The organism is Streptosporangium amethystogenes subsp. fukuiense (assembly GCF_042665875.1).
GTDB classification, from domain to species: Bacteria; Actinomycetota; Actinomycetes; order Streptosporangiales; family Streptosporangiaceae; genus Streptosporangium; species Streptosporangium fukuiense.
Genome location: NZ_JBHTEE010000001.1, coordinates 6995269 through 7011610, shown reverse-complemented (window position 1 = coordinate 7011610; position 16342 = coordinate 6995269). Strand labels below are relative to the sequence as shown.

Genomic DNA, 16342 nt, shown 5'->3' with positions numbered 1-16342 from the left:
CCGGCCGGGGTTGCCACACCGCCACACAGATGCAGTCCTTACGATCGCCATGACGTGGCCAGCGCGGCCTTACGCTCAGGAGTCAAGTACGGCGGCGACTGCTTCGATCTCAACGAGCTGGTCGGCATAACCAAGCACGGTGACTCCCAACAAGGTGCTCGGTACGTCATGGTCACCGAACGAGTCCCGGACCACCTCCCAGGCAGCCACCAAATCCTCCCGCCTGGTGGAGGCGACGAGAACCCTTGTGCTGATGACGTCCTGCAATGATGCGCCAGAGGCAGTGAGAGCCGCCTGCATATTCTCGATGGCTTTCGCTGCTTGCCCCGCGTAATTCCCAATTGCTGCCGTCGACCCGTCCTCGTTCAGAGGACACGCACCGGCGAGGAAGATGAGTCGTGACTCGGCGGGCGCCGTGGCTGCGTAAGCGTACTGGGCGACGTCAGACAGAGAAGCGGCGCGGATCAAAGTAATGGCGCTAGGCATGGCCATTCAGTCCTTTCACATCAGGTACAGAGCGATCATCCTGACATAGGCATCCTGATTGCCGCCTCATATTTCCGCAGGCCAAGCCACCCGTACCTTGTGCCCGCATTCATGGGGGAAGCCCCGACGACGACTGTGACACGATGCTTCCTGTGTATGGCTGGCCGTACGATGCAGGACAGTTGATTCCGTCTCCGCAGTTGGTCGCTGCCTGGTATGAACTGGAGATCTTGCCTACCGATCTAGTCCCCATGTGGGCCGCTCATTGGCTCGTCCAGGACATGGATGGTGAGAGGTTGCGCATTCTCGCGGGGCTTGACGGACGTGATCCGCACGAGGTGCGCGATGTGCTGGTCGAGGCTCTCGCGGATACGGACACCGCGATACCTTCCAGGTCCGGCGCCGCGAAGACTGTTTATGGCGACATGGCGCGGTTGTGCCTCGCAGGCGACGGTGGTGAACGTTGGCTGGTCTCGGTGATCGAACGACTCGTGATCACGTGGAATTACCCCGATGAGATGCTCACACCACCACTTGGCGCTCTGTACGGGCTGGATGACGAATGGGGAGAAGGCTGGGGGCGCACCGAACCGCAGTTGGTCGCCGTCGTTCGAGCCGCTCGCGCCGAGCAGATAGCCCTCGTCGAATCCTGACCAGGAGGGCTCCCAGTTGCAGTTCTAGTTGCAATCCAACGTGGTTCACTTCCGTTCCAGGCGGACCATCAAGTCGTATCGGTCCAGGTTGAACCGATCGGGACGGGCAAGATCAGAGCTGCTAATGCGGTTTGGGTTTACCGCCCATCCGGGGTTCAAATCCCCGAGCCTCCGCAGTTCAGAGGCCCTCTCCTAGAATTCTGGGAGAGGGCCTTTTTGATCTCTGAACCCTGTCAGGGTTGCAATTCGGGTCGCAGTTCTCACCCATCGCCCCAGAGGGCGGCTCCCATCCGGGTGCTCGCGTCCTGCATCAAGGGGCGGCGGCGCTGCGCGCCGTCGCCCGGCCCTGCGCCTGCCGGCGCGCGCCGGGCATGCGGCCTGGGGGCCGGTCCCGGCACGCGCGCAGGACTTCGGGCCATCACCGCACGAGCGCCGCACCGCACCCAAGCGATCGGCCGACCTCTGGCCGCGCCGCCGCCTCTACGCAGCACGACGATCGCCACGGGGTGGCCGAGGTCTGTCATGGTCGGCGGCGATCGAAGATCCAGGGTTCGTTCCTCACCCTGGCTCACCGGGCATCGAGGCTTGTCGGCGTCGCATTGTGCGAGGAAGTCCAGTGCCGAGGAAGGCCGAACCAGGAGGTCAGTAACCTCACCAAGTGACGCGGTCCGACGCCACGCTCACATAGACACCCCAGGGTCCGGCCTGGTCGAGTTCCGCGACGCGCTGTGACGCCCCGTCCGCGGAATAGCTCATCAGCTCCCCGGTCGCCGGGCACCAGCCGAGCAGGGAGTGGCGGGTCACCGCGGTTAGGTAGCACCGCTGGGTCACCTCGCCCTTGGTGGCCGGCCGTGGGCGACGGCTCAGCACTTGTCCCGAATCGCCGTCCAGAACCGTCCACCGGGTGTCCGTCTCGGCCACCAAGGACTGGCCGTCCGGGCCCCACAGCACGCGAGAAGTGTCGGGGGGCGTGCGGACGGCCTCACGCCGCCCGGTGGCGATCGAGACCGTCCATACCTCGGTGCCAACCAGGGTGACCTGATGATCGCGTGTCACCGGGTTACCGCCGGTGACGACCACCGCGCGATCGCCCGTGGTGTCCACGTTGAGGTGCTGGATGTCGGCGTCGAAGTCCGCCACCCGCCGGCTCTTCGCGGATTCTGAGGTGTCCACGGAGGTCAGGGTGTCCTTCGTCGCGACGAGCAGGCCGGCGCTTTTTCCGATCCAGGCGGCCTGGCCCGAGGCGTCGATGTGGCGGACGGCGCGGTCTCGGATGACGACGATCTCGTATTTCCCCTCGCCGGACTTCTTCCTGCTCCAGCAGCCGACCAGGGCTATGGCTGTTCCGTCTCGGTTCAGGACCGGCGTCTCCGTGTCGGACGGTACGGCGCAGTCCGGCAGGCCGACGGACGTTAAGCCGTCCGACATGACGTAGCTTTCGTGAATCTCCCCGGGCTGCACCGCGAGCGCCCACGGGCCGTCGAAGTCGCCGGATGAGATCTCGCCCTCCGGGACAGCGCACGCCGTGCTCATTACCAGTAACAGGAACGAGAGTGCCGCGCCCCACCGCCTCGTCATCGGTCTCCCCGTTCCACCCTGTCGCCTCCATGATCATGGAAACGGTCATTGTTCCACTCGCTAGCCGCAGAGGCGCAACGACCGCTGAACAGTAGACCGTCGTCCCGCCACCTCAGACCACCGATAGGACGATCGCCTCATCGTGGTTAAGGGAGGGTGCAGTATTGCAACGAGTACTGCAACAGTCCCTCACAACGGCTCACGATCACACCCGTCCAGCACCATTCGGGGGCAGGTCGTAAGCCTTGACCGTGGCCGGGATGGTCCTGATAAGGAAGCGGTCACCCACGTGACCCTGCACGGGGTTGCAGTTCACCGCCGTGCCAGGCCGTTCCAGGAGGACCGCCGAGGGGCGTTGGTCCAGGTGGGACTGTCCTGAACGGTCACGCCCCGAGCTGCTAATGCGGTTTGGGTTTACCGCCCATCCGGGGTTCAAATCCCCGAGCCTCCGCAGATCAGAGGCCCTCTCCCGAGACACAGGGAGGGGGCCTTTTTGATCTCTAAAGGTTGTCGTGGTTGCAGTCCTGGTTGCAACGCTCAGGATTTTCCCCAGAGCGCGGAGGCGGCCGTTCCCCGGCATCGCGCATCAACGGTGTGGACACGTGTGCGTACCTCTCGGTCGTGGTCACCCTCGTATGGCCCAGGACCTCCTGAACGACGCGGATGTTCACACCCTGCTCGACTCAGGCGAGATGTCCGCCCTACGGGGGAAGCTCAGCCAGCCCATCTCGATCGTCCTGGTCGACTCCAGCGGCACCGAAGGACTGCTCGCGAACTGGGTACAGGGCGTCGAGGTCCACCCGGTCACCCCTCTCCCGGCCCAAGTAGTCCTGACACGGCAGGGATGGGTCACCCCCGACCCTGTCCCCTGCCAGTGCTCGGAAGCTGGGTGTCACTCGCCCCACCTGCTAAACGCCCTCCGTACACCCCGGGTCTTCGGTGGAGGAACTCCAATTCCGCAATGAGCAGGTATACGCAGGTGGATGATTTCGTCCATTGGATCAACTGTGGGATTCTCTCCAGCATGACTGAGCCTACAGAGACCCCGCCTCCCTACATTCCTGGCCCTAGATCCGACGACGATGTCGTATCTGTTCGCATGCTGGGGTCTATTGCGTTGGTTGGCGGCGCCGCTCTGTCCTTCGGCATTCTGCTCTTCGACGGTAGGTTCCCGTCATGGCCATGGCTCGTGGGCTTATGGTTCACCGCGCTGATCGGTCTTGGATTACGCCTGGAGGCGGCGATTCGCGAGCAGAAGCGACGTCGTTAAGTTCGCCGCTGTCGCTCTTGATCTCTGCGCTGATGCCCGACGTCGGGCGGATCGTTGGTTTCGTAGACACAGAGTCGCTCTGAGCGGCAGAGCGACAAGGCTCGTACGACAACAGTGGTCACCTTGGCGGCGGTTGGGCCATTAGCGGGCCTTAACCAAGGTGGCGAGAGGTCAACCACGGCCACTCATGATCGGCCGAATACCCAGCTCAACCATTCCTCAAGGCGTGATCGACGCACTTCCCAAGCTGACAGCCCGCTCATGGCTTCACCCTGTTACGCGACCATTGGGTGATGAGAGCACACATGGGCGCCTTCCGATGGCCAGACCTCGAACTCGGGCGGAGCATCGACGACCCTGCCCATGCCTGCGAGCTGCTGGAGGTGTACGTCGGCCCGCAGGGAGAGCCGGGCGAGGAACGGTTCCAGCTCACCGTCTGCACCCCATCGGCCCTCGCCGATCAGCTGCAACGTCATTCTTTTCTCATCGGCCGCCATTGGCTCTTCGTGCCCGAGTTGCATCCCGCCGAGGTGACCACGTGGCTGAGCGACCGGATAGCGGTGCTGGAGGCTCCGACGTGGAGCGAACTTGCGGAGAAGATCGGCCGGATTGGAGCGTGGGAGTTCGAAGACTACGACGGTTGAAGCCTCCGGGCCGGTTGCAGTTCACCGCCGTCCCAAGGCGCTCCGTCGCCGATCGTGCAGCGTCGCTACGATCCGCGGGTGCGCCGGCGCACTATGAGGATCAGTCCCATCTGGATGAGGAGTAAAACCAGTGCGACGACTCCCGATGCGGCGGCCAACTCTTCCTCTGAAAGCCCGCCGACGCATTCCGTTATGTTGCCACCCTCATATAAAAGGGTGCAGGTAGGGCTAAGAACCATGAGAGCGATGAACCAGTTGGCGAGCAGAAGGGGAACCGAACCCAGGACAAAGAGCAGCGTGATGTGGTTCACCATCCCGCTCGTCGGGTTCGCCTTCGCTGGAATAGGTGCTGGACGCCCGCCTACATCGGAATCATGACTCACTTCGAACATGTAAGCAGAGGCAAGTGATCATGACAAGGGCGGCACGATGCATCTCCAGTCAGGCGGTTTCGTTCTCCTCTGTGTACATCACCGGCTCCCGAGCTGTCCGGCTGGGAGGATGAAAAGGGCTCCGTGGACTTCCACTACCGGCGGCTTCGGGTATACCCAGGTCACACCCTAATTGACCAGGCAAATTCCCTATGGCTGCGCGCCTGCGGTATCCGTCACGCCGACCGCTAGCTGCGCGGCCCAATCGACGATTTTGTCGCCCTTGGCGATGCCGTCGCGGCCGACGTCCTCGACGTAAGTGTGACGGGTACCGAGGTAGGCGAAGGTGTGAGGGTCGAGGATGAGGACCATCTCAGAGCCGCCGAACTCCGACCCGGGTTCCCACGCGATGCCCAGCCCTCGGCGATCCGTCACGTCCAGGACGTCCTGAAGGACTCGTGTCCCAGGCACTTTTGCCAGCGCCCGATAAGCCGCGGGCCGCAGATCTGACGGGAGGACGGGGTTGGCCAGCAATCCGGCGAGGTATCCGGCGACCCTCTCATCGGAGTCCGCAGCGGGAAGGTTCCGCAGGTAGACGAGTAGTTCGTCGGGGTCGGTCGGGAGCGTCCGGAGTTCGGTGTAGCGGATCGGCACGATGTGGTACTCGCCCGGCTTGGGCGGGGGAATCACCGCGCGCTTGCCGTGTTCGATCCTCAGCCCTGCGTGGCTGCCGTTGACGGATTCCCACCGTTCGTTGGTATAGGGATGCGAGGTGCTGCCGGGTGCCCCGGACCACCGCGCCTCCTTGACGTAGACGAACTGGTCGTCGCGTGGGGTGGGATCGGGCTTGGTCTCTGCCGCCTCGGCTGCTCGATCGAGTATGGCGGCGGCTGCGACGGCGGACGGTTGGTTCGGCGTCTCCCCCGTTACGTTCACAGCGATCAGTGCGACGGCCATGCTAAGGGCGAGTGCGCCGGTGACCGCGATCCGCGGCCAACGGAGAGGCGTCCTGGTTGTGCTCGTGCGTGTGGCGGCGAGTAGCCGGCCGCGGCCCACGGCCAGCGCGTGCGGTGAGGCGGGCGCCACTTCGGCGCACATCCGTTCGAGTTCGGTCAGTTCGTCCATTGGTTGCCTTCCTTCTGTGCGGGATCAGTGGGGTTCACTCCGCCCAGCGCTTCACGCATCTTCTTTCGAGCGCGATGCAGCCGGGAATGTACGGTCCCTATGGCGACGCCGAGTGCCGCTGCCACCTGCTCTTGATCGAGGCCGCCCGCCGCGACCAGCAGCAGCACGTCGCGCTGCCCCGCGTTGAGGCGAGCCAGGGCGTCAGCCAGTTGCCGCCGGATGCTCTGCGCGCCGACCCGATCGGTCACCTCCTCGGCGATCGACTCGATAGCGGGGTCGACTCCGGTGCGCGCGATGGCACGAAAGAACCGCACTTCCGCGCGCCGGTGCTTACCGATCAGATTGGTGGCCATGCCATACAGCCAGGGGCGGGCGTCGTCGCGGGTCAGGTCGTATCGGTCCCGGCGGCGGAACGCCGCGAGGAAGGTCTCGGCCGTGATGTCGTCTGCCGTTTCCCGCCCTAGCCGGCGCGTGACGTATCGATGTATCTCCTCCGCGTGCCTGTCATACAGGTCGGCGAACCGGTCGGGCTCATGACGGGACCGCTCGATGATGGTCGCGTCACAGATCCGCTCGACCTCCGCGCTCCATCCCGTCGTCATCTCCGGCTCTGTTCACTCATGCGCAATTCCTCGAAGCTCGGGTTAGCAAGGTGGGACATCATCTGCTCTCACCCGTTCACCCGGATCGGCTTCCCGCCCAGACAATCGGCGTTTCGCGCTCTCGCCATAAGAAGGAGGTGTCGGATCACCGGTTGCGATCCCCGTTGCGGTTCAGGATCGTTCAAGGCCGTGCGGGATGGACCACACACGCCCTCTGACCTGCGTTGAACTGTCCGGAACTCCTCAAGATCGATCGTGGCGCGTTCAGCCTCGCGGAATATGCGCGGGATGATCTTCTGTGGCCAGAGTTGGAAAGGATGCTCCTTCCCTGTCTCGTTCGACCTCGTCCCGCTTGGCCTGGACGTCGGCCCGGAACTCGATCGGCCACCCGCCTTCGAGATTCGAACGGGAACGCGCTCAAAGGAGGCCGCTGGTGTTCTCCCCCGGCCGGGGGAGGTGCTTCCCCCGCTGTGGGGAATGACGTTTGACGTGCGGCTTCTACTCTCGTGGTCATGGTTACCTCTGATCGCCGGCGACGCTGGCCGGCGTACGCGGTGGCGGTGCTGTTCCTTGGTTACGCCGTGGGGAAGGCCGCTTTTGCTCTGCAGGCCCGGCTCGGGTTCCCGGGCGGCCCTCCGGTGTCGGCTGCCGAGACTGGAAGCTATTTCTTGGAGGCGGCCACCGCACAGTGGCTCGCAACCGCGTCCGGCGTGTTGGGCGCGTGCGTCGCCCTCGCCACGGTCACGGCGCTGGGGCATCGGGTGCCGAGAACGTTGATGCTGCTCGTACTGGTCGGAATGTTGTTGGCCGTTGGCGGCGGTGCGGGGATCATGATCGTGGACGGGTTCGTCGGCATCGGTGTGGGCTGGCAGTGGTACCACGGAGTCCTTGGCATCCTCGTGATCGGGCTGTTCCTGGAGATGACCCGGTCCTACGCGGCGGCGACGAGACATGTCGCGGGCTGACCGGGCGCGGATGGGCGCGTACGGGGCCGCGGTGTGCGCCGCGGCGTACGGATCGATGAAACTCGCTCAGGCACTGGGGGCCAACGCACTGGCCGACAAGGACCCGCTGCCCCCACACCTGCGCGAACAGTTGCTCGCACGTGATCCCTTGTTCGTGGCAAGCCACTGGTTGCTGGCCGGTGCCGCAGTGGTCGGTGTCATCGTCGCGCTGGCCACCGTGAGGCCCTGGGGCGCGAGAGTACCGCGCCGGTTGCTGCTCGCGATCACCGGGACGCTCGGAGTCTTCATGATCGTCCGGTCGATCGGCGTGCTTGGGTTCGGCTTCGTCGGCGACGTGCTGCTGTTGACCGGAGTTCGCCCACCCCCGGTCGAGCACGCCTCGCTGGCGCGCGACCTGGCACGTTGGGATCTGCTGCTGTGGTCGCCGTTCTTTCTTCTCTGGGGGGTGTGCTGGGCAACGGCCGGATGGCGGCTGGGCAGAGCGAGTGGGGTCGCGCCCGCTGGACTCGCCCGCCGTGCGGTGTCCGCGGTTGAGGATGATTGAAGGCATGCTGTCACCCCTTGTCGGCCGCGCCACCTATCTGCGGTGGGCCTGTCTCGTCCTCGGCGGAGCGCTGCTGATGCCGTACGTGATGGTGGGTTCCATGATCGGTGGCCTGACCGGGTTGTCGGCCGCGTCAGGCGACTCGCTCCAGCCGCTGGTCTTCCTGGCGGTGCTGCCGCTGGTGGCACTGACCGGGCTGGTGCTGCCGGTCCGGGCGCTGGAGGTGACGGCGGCGCGTAGCCTGCTGGGCGCCGAGATCGACCCACTGCCCGCCGGGTGGGCGTCCGGGAGGCGGAGCTGGGGTGAGCGGCGGCGCACCGCCACCTGGTTCACCCTGCACCTGGGGGTCGGCGGGGTGATGGCGGGACTGACGCTGACGACGGTCCCGTTCGTGGTCGTGGCGATTCTGCTGCCGGTCACCGGTGCCCCGTTCGACCTGTGGATCATGTCCACCTTGCGGGCGGTCTGGTGGGGCGGCCCGCTGCTGGGCGTCGCCCTCCTGGTCGCGCTCGTCTACCTGACCGCCGGGGTGGGCGCGCTGCTGGCCCGGTCGGCGCCGAAGCTGCTAGGTCCCTCACCCGCCCAGCGGCTGGCGCTGCTGGAGGAGCGGGTCCGCCGCCAGGCGGTCCGCAACGGCCTGGCCCGTGAACTGCACGACTCGATCGGGCACGCGCTGAGTGTGGTGACCGTGCAGGCCGGGGCGGCCGCCCGGGTCCTGGACCGCGACCCCGTGGCGGTCCGGGCCGCGCTGGGGGCGATCGAGGAATCGGCGCGTGCGGCGTTGGAGGAGCTGGACCAGGTGCTGGGGGTGTTGCGCGAGCAGGAAGACGGGTCGTCCACGGCCCCAGCGCGGACGCTCGCCGACCTGAGCGGCCTGGTACACGGGACCGGCGCCGCCGCTGAGATCACCGGCGACCTGGCCACCGTGCCCACCGAGGTCTCCCGGGAGGTCTACCGGATCGCCCAGGAGTCGCTCACCAACGCCCTGCGCCACGGGACCGGTCCGGTACGGCTGGCGCTGGCCGTGCACGACGACCATCTGGAGCTCGACGTGTGCAACCCGGCGGGACGGGCGCCTGGCAGGAGTGGGCGCGGCATCGGTGGCATGCGCGAGCGGGTCACGCTGCTGGGCGGCGACTTCGACGCCGGTCCCGCAGGTGGAGAGTGGCACGTGTCGCTACGGCTGCCACTACGTCCCTGAACGGTGGTGGATAGTGTCGGGCGCATGCCGATTCGTGTGGTCATCGCCGATGACGAGGATCTGATCCGGACCGGTCTGCGGATCATCGTCGACACCGAACCCGACCTGGAGGTGGTGGGCGAGGCGGCAGATGGAGCGGCAGTGGTGCCGGTGGTTCGGACGACGCGGCCCGACGTGGTGCTGATGGACGTGCGGATGCCCGCGGTGGACGGCATTCAGGCCACCCGGCTGCTGCTGGCGCTGCCTCAGCCGCCCAAGGTCATCGTGGTGACCACCTTCAACGACGACGACTACATATATGACGCGTTGCGTGCGGGGGCCAGCGGCTTCCTGCTCAAGCGCAGCCGGCCTGACGACCTGGCCCAGGCCGTCCGAATCGTCGCCGCCGGGGAATCGCTGCTGTTCCCGGCCGCGATCCGCGCGCTCGCCGCGAACCGTCAGAGCCGGTACGCCGCCACCCGTGCCGTCCCCGGGCTCGGGAAGCTGACCGCGCGGGAGGCCGACGTGCTGCGGCTGATGGCCTGCGGCCGATCCAACACCGAGATCGCCGCCGAGCTGGTCATCGGGGCTGAGACGGTGAAGACCCACGTCGGTAACGTCCTGACCAAGCTGGGGGCGCGCGATCGCACCCAGGCCGTCATCACGGCCTACGAGTCCGGTTTCGTCTCCCCGGCTGAGCTGAGACCACGATGAGATCGTAGGGTGATCATGAGGGGAACGGTCAGGGGCACCTCGTTCGAGGTGTTCGAGCGCGTCGCCGACGGTCTGGACATGCCGACCCCGCCAGGCTGATTCCTGGCCTCGCACCGCGACGGCTCCCTACAGCACCACCATCTGATGAAGCGGTGCCACCATCAGGTACGGGTCTGTTGACCCGGCACCTGGCCGGTTCGACTGTTCCGTGCCAGCGGGAACGGCCCCGTTCGGTGGTCGACCGTCGACGGCTGCAGTGTCGCATTCTGGCAGCGACAGCCGGCGGCAAACGCGACGAAGCCGACATTCGACGGAGACTCATCCCGATAGGGATCCGGTCTCTCTCCGTAGCGCCATCCTTCGGAGTCGGCCGGCAGCTCTGCCTCACGCGCGAAGGCAGAGCGGCGGACACGGAGTGACCTGGGAGTGTGGTGCCACCCAGGTCCGACCACATCGCGCACCTCATGGAAGGGACGCCATGGTAGCGCTACCAAATTGTGGTGCGACCTCCCTTCGACATCCCGGCATCTCGGGTGGTGATGGCGGTGAGTAAATACAGCGGGACCGGATGTCGTCAAGAGGCAGGGGTGCTCCGTGCCCGGCGTCGCCGAGAAGGCGCCGCTGCCTGTGAGTCCCAGCCCCAGGTCCGTAACTTGCGGATCTGAGCTGAAATTTTCAAGCTGCAGCCGCCGGTTAATTTCTCCTATTTACTCGGCGCATATGTCTCGCCGTAGCTGCCTTGGGCTCATGGTGAGGGCATCGCTACTCGGGTAATGTGGCCGAAAATTTCGTTCAAGCATTGACATGTTTCGGCTGGGTTTCCACAATGAGTCTCCGAAGCGGTCGGTCCTGCCTGATGTGGTGATCGAGTGAGGGCCGCCGGTCATGACGCCATCGTGGTGTGCGCCCCGGTTCGGGTGCGGCGTCGTTCGCCGGGTTCCCGTGTATCCCTTTTTCCGTGATTTCAGTATGGAGTCAGGCATGGGTATGAAGGCTTCACCCTCATCCGCGCGCCGAGGTTTCGGTGCCCTCAGCAGGGTCATCGGCGCCGGCGTCGTGAGCGTCGTAGGTGCGGCGCTGTTGGTGTCGGTTCCCGCGGATGCGGCCGCCAGCACGCTGGCCGCCGCCGCGCAGCAGAGCGGTCGCTACTTCGGCGCCGCGATCGCCGCGGGCAAGCTCGGCGACTCGCAGTACACCACGATCGCGAACCGTGAGTTCGACATGATCACGGCCGAGAACGAGATGAAGATCAACGCCACGGAACCCAACCAGAACCAGTTCAACTTCAGCAGTGGCGACCGCATCTACAACTGGGCGGTGCAGAACGGCAAGCGGGTACGCGGGCACACGCTGGCCTGGCACTCCCAGCAGCCGGGCTGGATGGAGGCCATGTCGGGCAACAGCCTGCGCCAGGCGATGATCAACCACATCAACGGCGTAATGAACCACTACAAGGGCAAGATCTACGCCTGGGACGTGGTGAACGAGGCCTTCGCCGACGGCAACTCCGGTGGCCGGCGTGACTCCAACCTGCAGCGCACCGGCAACGACTGGATCGAGGTGGCCTTCCGCACCGCACGGGCCGCCGACCCGTCCGCGAAGCTCTGCTACAACGACTACAACATCGACAACTGGAGCTGGGCGAAGACGCAGGGCGTCTACAACATGGTCCGCGACTTCAAGCAGCGCGGTGTGCCGATCGACTGCGTCGGCCTGCAGTCGCACTTCAACGGCAACAGCCCGTACAACAGCAACTACCGCACGACCATCCAGAGCTTCGCGGCGCTGGGAGTCGACGTGCAGATCACCGAGCTGGACATCCAGGGCGGTTCGGCCACCACCTACGCCAACGTGGTCAACGACTGTCTGGCCGTGCCGCGCTGCACCGGCATCACGGTGTGGGGGGTCCGGGACAGCGACTCCTGGCTGGGCGCGAACACCAGTCCGCTGCTCTTCGACGGCAACGGCAACAAGAAGGCCGCCTACACCTCCGTGCTGAACGCGCTCAACGCCGCGAGCCCGAACCCCACGCCGACGGTGACCCCGACGGTCACGCCCCCGCCGGGTGACGGGGGACAGATCCGGGGTGTGGCATCCGGCCGTTGTGTGGACGTGCCGAACTCCACGACCACCGACGGCACCCAGCTCCAGTTGTGGGACTGCCACTCGGGCTCCAACCAGCAGTGGACCTACACCTCCGCCCAGGAGTTCCGCGTTCTCGGCAACAAGTGCCTGGACGCCGCGGGCACCGGTAACGGTGCCAAGGTGCAGATCTACTCCTGCTGGGGCGGCGACAACCAGAAGTGGCGCATCAACTCGGACAACTCCATCGTGAACGTCCAGTCGGGTCTGTGCCTCGACGCCGCCAACTCCGGCACCGGCAACGGGACTCTGCTCCAGACCTACTCCTGCTGGGGCGGCAACAACCAGAAGTGGACCCGGAGCGGATCGTGAGACGGCACCTGTAGGTGCCGACCGGGATCGGGACGGCGATCACCGCGGCGATCACCGCGGTGATCGCCGTCCTGGTCGGGCTCCTGGCTCAAACGTCCACAGCGAGATAGGCGGCGGCGCGGCGTGTCGCCGCACGGTCCGCCCGCCATCCGGGCGTGTGGTGTGGGCGCCGATCCCGAACGGTGGCGGGGATCGGCCCGCCCGCCGTACCGCCGCCCAGGGTCGAGAGCCTTCGCCTGGCAGGCCCAACCTCTTCGAGGCCCTTCGGGTGCTTCGCACCGCGTCGGCCCGCTCGCTCTCTCAGGTCTGGAATCCCGTCCGGCCCGTGACTCCGCCGACGGTTGATAGTTGTCAGGGGCACCCTGACGACTTAAGGTGTCAGGGATGCCCTGACACCTTAGGAGTGCGCTGTGACAACGCCTGACACCCTGACCGAACTCGCTCGGTGTTCCTTCTGCGGCAAACCGACCACCGAGGTCGACAAGCTGGTCGCCGGCCCCGGCGTGTACATCTGCAACGAGTGCGTGGCCCTGTCCGCGTCGATCATCGACGGGAGTCCCGAAAATCCCGCAGGATCGCGCGTGCCCATGTGGGAGTCGCTGACCGACGAGGAGATGCTGAGCCACATTCCACGCGTCGCCGCGCACATCGACCAGGCCGAGGCTGACCTGCGCTCGTGGGCACAGGAACTACGCCGGCGCGGCGTCACCTGGGCCAGGCTCGGGGAGGCTCTCGGAATCACCCGCCAGTCCGCGTGGGAGCGGTTCTCCGGCGAGGAGTGACGCGATCTGGGGCAGCCCACCTGCGTCTGGGGATCATTCGTACGGCATGATTCCCGTACCCGTGGCAAGGGCAGGGGCAGCCCTTAGGCATCGCCTCAGAGGGCGGTTCACGTCCGGGGGCGCGCGTCCTGCGTCAAGGAGGGGTAGCGCCTGGTGACGGTCACCCGCGTGTGGCCGAGGAGGGCGGTTCGACGGCAGACGGGACGAGCAGGCGGCTGTGCCGCGCGCCACGGAGCCGTCGTGCGGGGTGTTACGCGGATCTTATGGCCGGGCTGAGAGCGTCCGGCCATGTCCGAGAACGGAACCGTTCCACCGGGGAGGCCCTGGCCGATCCTCCTGCCGGGTCAGGCCGCGGTCTTCGGGCTGGCCGTCTTCCTGCTGGACCGCGCCGCGAGCGGGGTGGTCGCGGAGAGGGCCGCAGTCACCGTGCGGGTCACCGAGGATGCGCGGGCCGAGCTTGTGCGGTACGGGGAGAGCGTCGTGGTGGGCGGGGCCACGAGCTTCCTCCTGATCGCGACGATCCTCCTGGTGCCCGTGGCCGTTCTGCTGCGGTGCGGTTCGCGCCGCGCCGCAGCCGCCGGCCTGGTCACCATGGGGCTGCTCACGCCGCCGTACCTGGCCGGCCTGGCCGTCGTGGCCTTCACCACCGATCCGGTATCGGGCATCCAGGCCGGCTTCATGTCATCGCAGACCGCCGATCTCCTGAGATCGTGGCTGCCCGGCTGGTACGCCCCGGCTCGCACGGCCCTGCCGGGTGCGGCGGTCATGGCCTGGCTGACGAGCGTGTTCCTGCTCAGCCGGTCGGCGGCCGTGCGGTGGCGGGCCGTACCGGCCCCCAGGGCGGTGCCCTTGCTGCTGGGGCATCTGCCGCTGATCGGGGTGCTCGTCACGGTGTTCGGTTCCGTCGCGATCGGCCAGACGGAGCGGCTCGCCCACCAGGAGGCGCGGGCCGCCGCGGGCGAGTACGCGGGCGCGGGACTGTTCTACCTGGAGCATGCCACCGGGACCGTCTGGCGGTATGCCGTGCTCCTCGCCGTCGCGGGAGCCCTCGCACTGATGCTGGCCGCCGTCGTCCACCGCACCGGAATCCGCGCGCCGCTGCTGGTGGTGCACGGGATGGCGGGCGTCCCCCTGCTGCTCCTGCTACTGGTCGTGTCGTTCGCCACCCCCTTCGCGGTGAGCGGGGCCGCCGATGAACCCGTTCCTCCGGTTCTCGGTTCCGGACCGGAGTGGTACTTCCCCGCTCTCCTCACCCAGACGTTCCTCGGGGCCTTCGCCTATGTCACGGCCACGGTGCTGCTGATCAGGGGCGACCGGGCCGCGCAGGGGTGATTCGGGAGAGGGCCTTGTCAGACGGCTCCACCGAAGAAGTCGGCCAGTGCGGGGGCCAGCACGTCGTCGGACACACCGTGCCACTCGCCCTTGAGAGTCAGGTGGCGGCCCCGGGGAAGGGCCGTCGCCGCGTCCGCGGCCCAGCCACGCAGGCGGTCGTCGCTGGACTCGCTGTTGACGACCAAGGCCGGCACGGTGACGGACCGGAGGCTGTCGTGGGAGAGGGCCGTGGTTATCCGGCTGTCGTAGGCGAGCGTGTGCGCGATGCCCTCCAGCAGCGGGAAAAAGGGGGCCCGGCGCATCTCCGCGGTTATCTCGGCGGGGACACCGATGCCGGTATGGAAGTGCTCGACCGCATCGGCCCGGCGACCTGCGGCGACGAGCTCGTCGATCTCGGCTGCGAGGTCGTCCTCCCGCGGCTGGTCGAGGACGATCGGTGGTTCGAGGAGCGAGAGCATCGAGATCGGCAGCCCGGCTGCCGCGCCGAGCAGGGCCAGGACCGCGCCGGAGGAGAACCCGTGGACGAACGCCGATCCTCCGCCCGCCTCGATCACGGTCGCGAGGTCCTCCACCTCCCGTTCCACCGCGTACGGCGGGGTGTCACCACTCTCGCCGCGTCCGCGCCTGTCGTAGGTCACGACGGTGAACCTGTCGGAAAGGTGTTCAGCGAGGGAGCCCATGGGACCGAACCCGCGGAACCCGCCTGCCGCGTCGACCAGTACGAGCGTCGGCCCTGTTCCCGCCTGCTCGAATCCGATCCGCGTGCCGTCGCGTGACGTCACCGTGGCCATGGGCGATCCCCTCGTTCGGCGACCTCCGACGCTACAGAGCGCCACCGACAAATCCGCGGACCGGATGCTCATTCCTGGGTCGAATGCTCCGAACGTGACAGCGTTGTGGTTCGTGAATCGGTCCGGGTGCGGAGGCTCCGCGCCAGGGTGGGGATCATCACCGCCGCAGGGACGAGGTGTAGCCCGAGGAGGGCGGTGGCGGTGGCGGTGTCCGCCCCGGAGAGGAGGGGCGGGACCAGCGAGATCGCGGTCAGCGACACTGCCGTCCACGCGAATCGCTCGGCGGGGCGAGCGCTCCAACGAAGAAGAGCGACGGCGATGACGACGCCCACGACCGAGAAGAAGCCGGTCACCACGGCGAAACCGGGCAACGGGATCGTCTCGCCACCATCGGGGACCTCGAAGTCGACGCCGACGGCCTGGGCAAGCGCGGCGGCGAGGGTGGTGGTCACCATCGCCGCGAGCGAGGCAACGAAGCCGGTGCCGGCGAGCCCGCGGAGCCGACGGGTGTGGCTGGTCCGGCCCGATGCCGGGCCTGCGACGACCCCGGTGTCATTCCTACTGTTCATGTCATCCTCCATCATTCGGTGACCGGTGTGGGGGCGTGTGACGGTCCTGGCCCTGGGGGTGACGATGCGCACCCTCGCCGTGCGACGGCCGGGGTTCCGCAGGGCGCGGACGCCGGTGCCCCGGAGCCAGAACCCGGCGTCGCGTTCGAGGACCGGCCCGGGCTCGCCGTCGCGCAGCTCCAGCTGCACCCGGCCACGGGTGACGACGCCGAACGCGTCGCACCACTCGGCCGCGACCACCGCGACCCGCGCGCCACCTCGCAGCGCGAGCGTCCGCACCGG

General features: G+C 66.9%; 18 protein-coding genes. 9 read left to right on the top strand and 9 right to left on the bottom strand.

What is annotated here, in order from left to right; all coding sequences use genetic code 11:
* Positions 1-75: 75 nt before the first annotated feature.
* Positions 76-486 carry a RidA family protein gene (locus ACFQVD_RS30885; RefSeq protein ID WP_343983802.1) on the bottom strand — a complete coding sequence of 137 codons (411 nt, stop codon included), beginning with the start codon at positions 484-486 and terminating at the stop codon, positions 76-78.
* 143 nt (positions 487-629) lie between these two features.
* Between ACFQVD_RS30885 and ACFQVD_RS30880 the strand changes: the two genes are divergently transcribed.
* Positions 630-1139 (top strand): hypothetical protein, encoded by a 510-nt coding sequence (locus ACFQVD_RS30880; RefSeq protein ID WP_343983799.1) that lies wholly within the window; start codon positions 630-632, stop codon positions 1137-1139.
* Positions 1140-1790: 651 nt separating this feature from the next.
* On the opposite strand, the gene ACFQVD_RS30875 is transcribed toward ACFQVD_RS30880, so the two are convergent.
* The 3 genes from ACFQVD_RS30875 to ACFQVD_RS30865 all read right to left on the bottom strand — a co-directional run bounded on the left by ACFQVD_RS30875 (position 1791) and on the right by ACFQVD_RS30865 (position 3525).
* Positions 1791-2717 (bottom strand): hypothetical protein, encoded by a 927-nt coding sequence (locus ACFQVD_RS30875; RefSeq protein WP_343972338.1) that lies wholly within the window; start codon positions 2715-2717, stop codon positions 1791-1793.
* 500 nt (positions 2718-3217) lie between these two features.
* On the bottom strand, positions 3218-3388 hold the full coding sequence (locus ACFQVD_RS30870) for a hypothetical protein (protein WP_386272771.1): 171 nt from the start codon (positions 3386-3388) through the stop codon (positions 3218-3220).
* Positions 3385-3525 (bottom strand): hypothetical protein, encoded by a 141-nt coding sequence (locus ACFQVD_RS30865; protein WP_343972340.1) that lies wholly within the window; start codon positions 3523-3525, stop codon positions 3385-3387. Before ACFQVD_RS30865 ends, ACFQVD_RS30870 begins: the two co-directional genes overlap by 4 nt.
* 755 nt (positions 3526-4280) lie before the next feature.
* On the opposite strand from ACFQVD_RS30865, the gene ACFQVD_RS30860 reads away from it, so the two are divergent.
* Positions 4281-4631 (top strand): Imm8 family immunity protein, encoded by a 351-nt coding sequence (locus ACFQVD_RS30860; protein ID WP_343972342.1) that lies wholly within the window; start codon positions 4281-4283, stop codon positions 4629-4631.
* 65 nt (positions 4632-4696) lie between these two features.
* Here ACFQVD_RS30860 and ACFQVD_RS30855 read toward each other — a convergent pair whose 3' ends face one another.
* The 3 genes from ACFQVD_RS30855 to ACFQVD_RS30845 all read right to left on the bottom strand — a co-directional run bounded on the left by ACFQVD_RS30855 (position 4697) and on the right by ACFQVD_RS30845 (position 6729).
* Positions 4697-5023 carry a hypothetical protein gene (locus ACFQVD_RS30855; RefSeq protein WP_343972344.1) on the bottom strand — a complete coding sequence of 109 codons (327 nt, stop codon included), beginning with the start codon at positions 5021-5023 and terminating at the stop codon, positions 4697-4699.
* A gap of 189 nt (positions 5024-5212) precedes the next feature.
* Positions 5213-6127 (bottom strand): CU044_5270 family protein, encoded by a 915-nt coding sequence (locus ACFQVD_RS30850; protein ID WP_343972347.1) that lies wholly within the window; start codon positions 6125-6127, stop codon positions 5213-5215.
* Positions 6115-6729: an RNA polymerase sigma factor gene (locus ACFQVD_RS30845; protein ID WP_343972350.1), complete on the bottom strand. Its 615-nt coding sequence runs from the start codon at positions 6727-6729 to the stop codon at positions 6115-6117. The genes ACFQVD_RS30850 and ACFQVD_RS30845 overlap by 13 nt, the downstream gene beginning before the upstream one ends.
* Positions 6730-7241: 512 nt before the next feature.
* Between ACFQVD_RS30845 and ACFQVD_RS30840 the strand changes: the two genes are divergently transcribed.
* The 7 genes from ACFQVD_RS30840 (at position 7242) to ACFQVD_RS30810 (ending at position 14700) form a co-directional block, all read left to right on the top strand.
* The gene (locus ACFQVD_RS30840; protein ID WP_343972354.1) at positions 7242-7694 is read left to right on the top strand and encodes a hypothetical protein; all 453 of its coding nucleotides are present in this window, start codon (positions 7242-7244) and stop codon (positions 7692-7694) included.
* Complete coding sequence (locus ACFQVD_RS30835) at positions 7681-8238, top strand: DUF3995 domain-containing protein (RefSeq protein WP_343972357.1); 558 nt, start codon at positions 7681-7683, stop codon at positions 8236-8238. The genes ACFQVD_RS30840 and ACFQVD_RS30835 overlap by 14 nt, the downstream gene beginning before the upstream one ends.
* Before the next feature lie 4 nt (positions 8239-8242).
* Positions 8243-9439, top strand: coding sequence for a sensor histidine kinase (locus tag ACFQVD_RS30830; RefSeq protein WP_343972360.1), 1197 nt, complete (start codon positions 8243-8245; stop codon positions 9437-9439).
* Positions 9440-9463: 24 nt separating this feature from the next.
* On the top strand, positions 9464-10132 hold the full coding sequence (locus ACFQVD_RS30825) for a response regulator transcription factor (RefSeq protein ID WP_343972363.1): 669 nt from the start codon (positions 9464-9466) through the stop codon (positions 10130-10132).
* Between the two features lie 981 nt (positions 10133-11113).
* Positions 11114-12586, top strand: a complete 1473-nt coding sequence (locus ACFQVD_RS30820; protein ID WP_343972366.1) for an endo-1,4-beta-xylanase — start codon at positions 11114-11116, stop codon at positions 12584-12586.
* A 410-nt stretch (positions 12587-12996) separates the two neighbouring features.
* Positions 12997-13368 (top strand): ClpX C4-type zinc finger protein, encoded by a 372-nt coding sequence (locus ACFQVD_RS30815; RefSeq protein WP_343972369.1) that lies wholly within the window; start codon positions 12997-12999, stop codon positions 13366-13368.
* Between the two features lie 288 nt (positions 13369-13656).
* A complete protein-coding gene (locus ACFQVD_RS30810) occupies positions 13657-14700 on the top strand; it encodes a hypothetical protein (protein ID WP_343972372.1) in 1044 nt (347 codons plus the stop codon).
* Positions 14701-14717: 17 nt separating this feature from the next.
* Here the strand turns inward: ACFQVD_RS30810 and ACFQVD_RS30805 are convergent, their stop codons facing one another.
* Complete coding sequence (locus ACFQVD_RS30805; protein WP_343972375.1) at positions 14718-15491, bottom strand: alpha/beta fold hydrolase; 774 nt, start codon at positions 15489-15491, stop codon at positions 14718-14720.
* A 68-nt stretch (positions 15492-15559) separates the two neighbouring features.
* Entirely contained in the window at positions 15560-16339 is a 780-nt protein-coding gene (locus ACFQVD_RS30800) for a DUF6069 family protein (protein ID WP_343972378.1), read from the bottom strand.
* Positions 16340-16342: the final 3 nt, after the last annotated feature.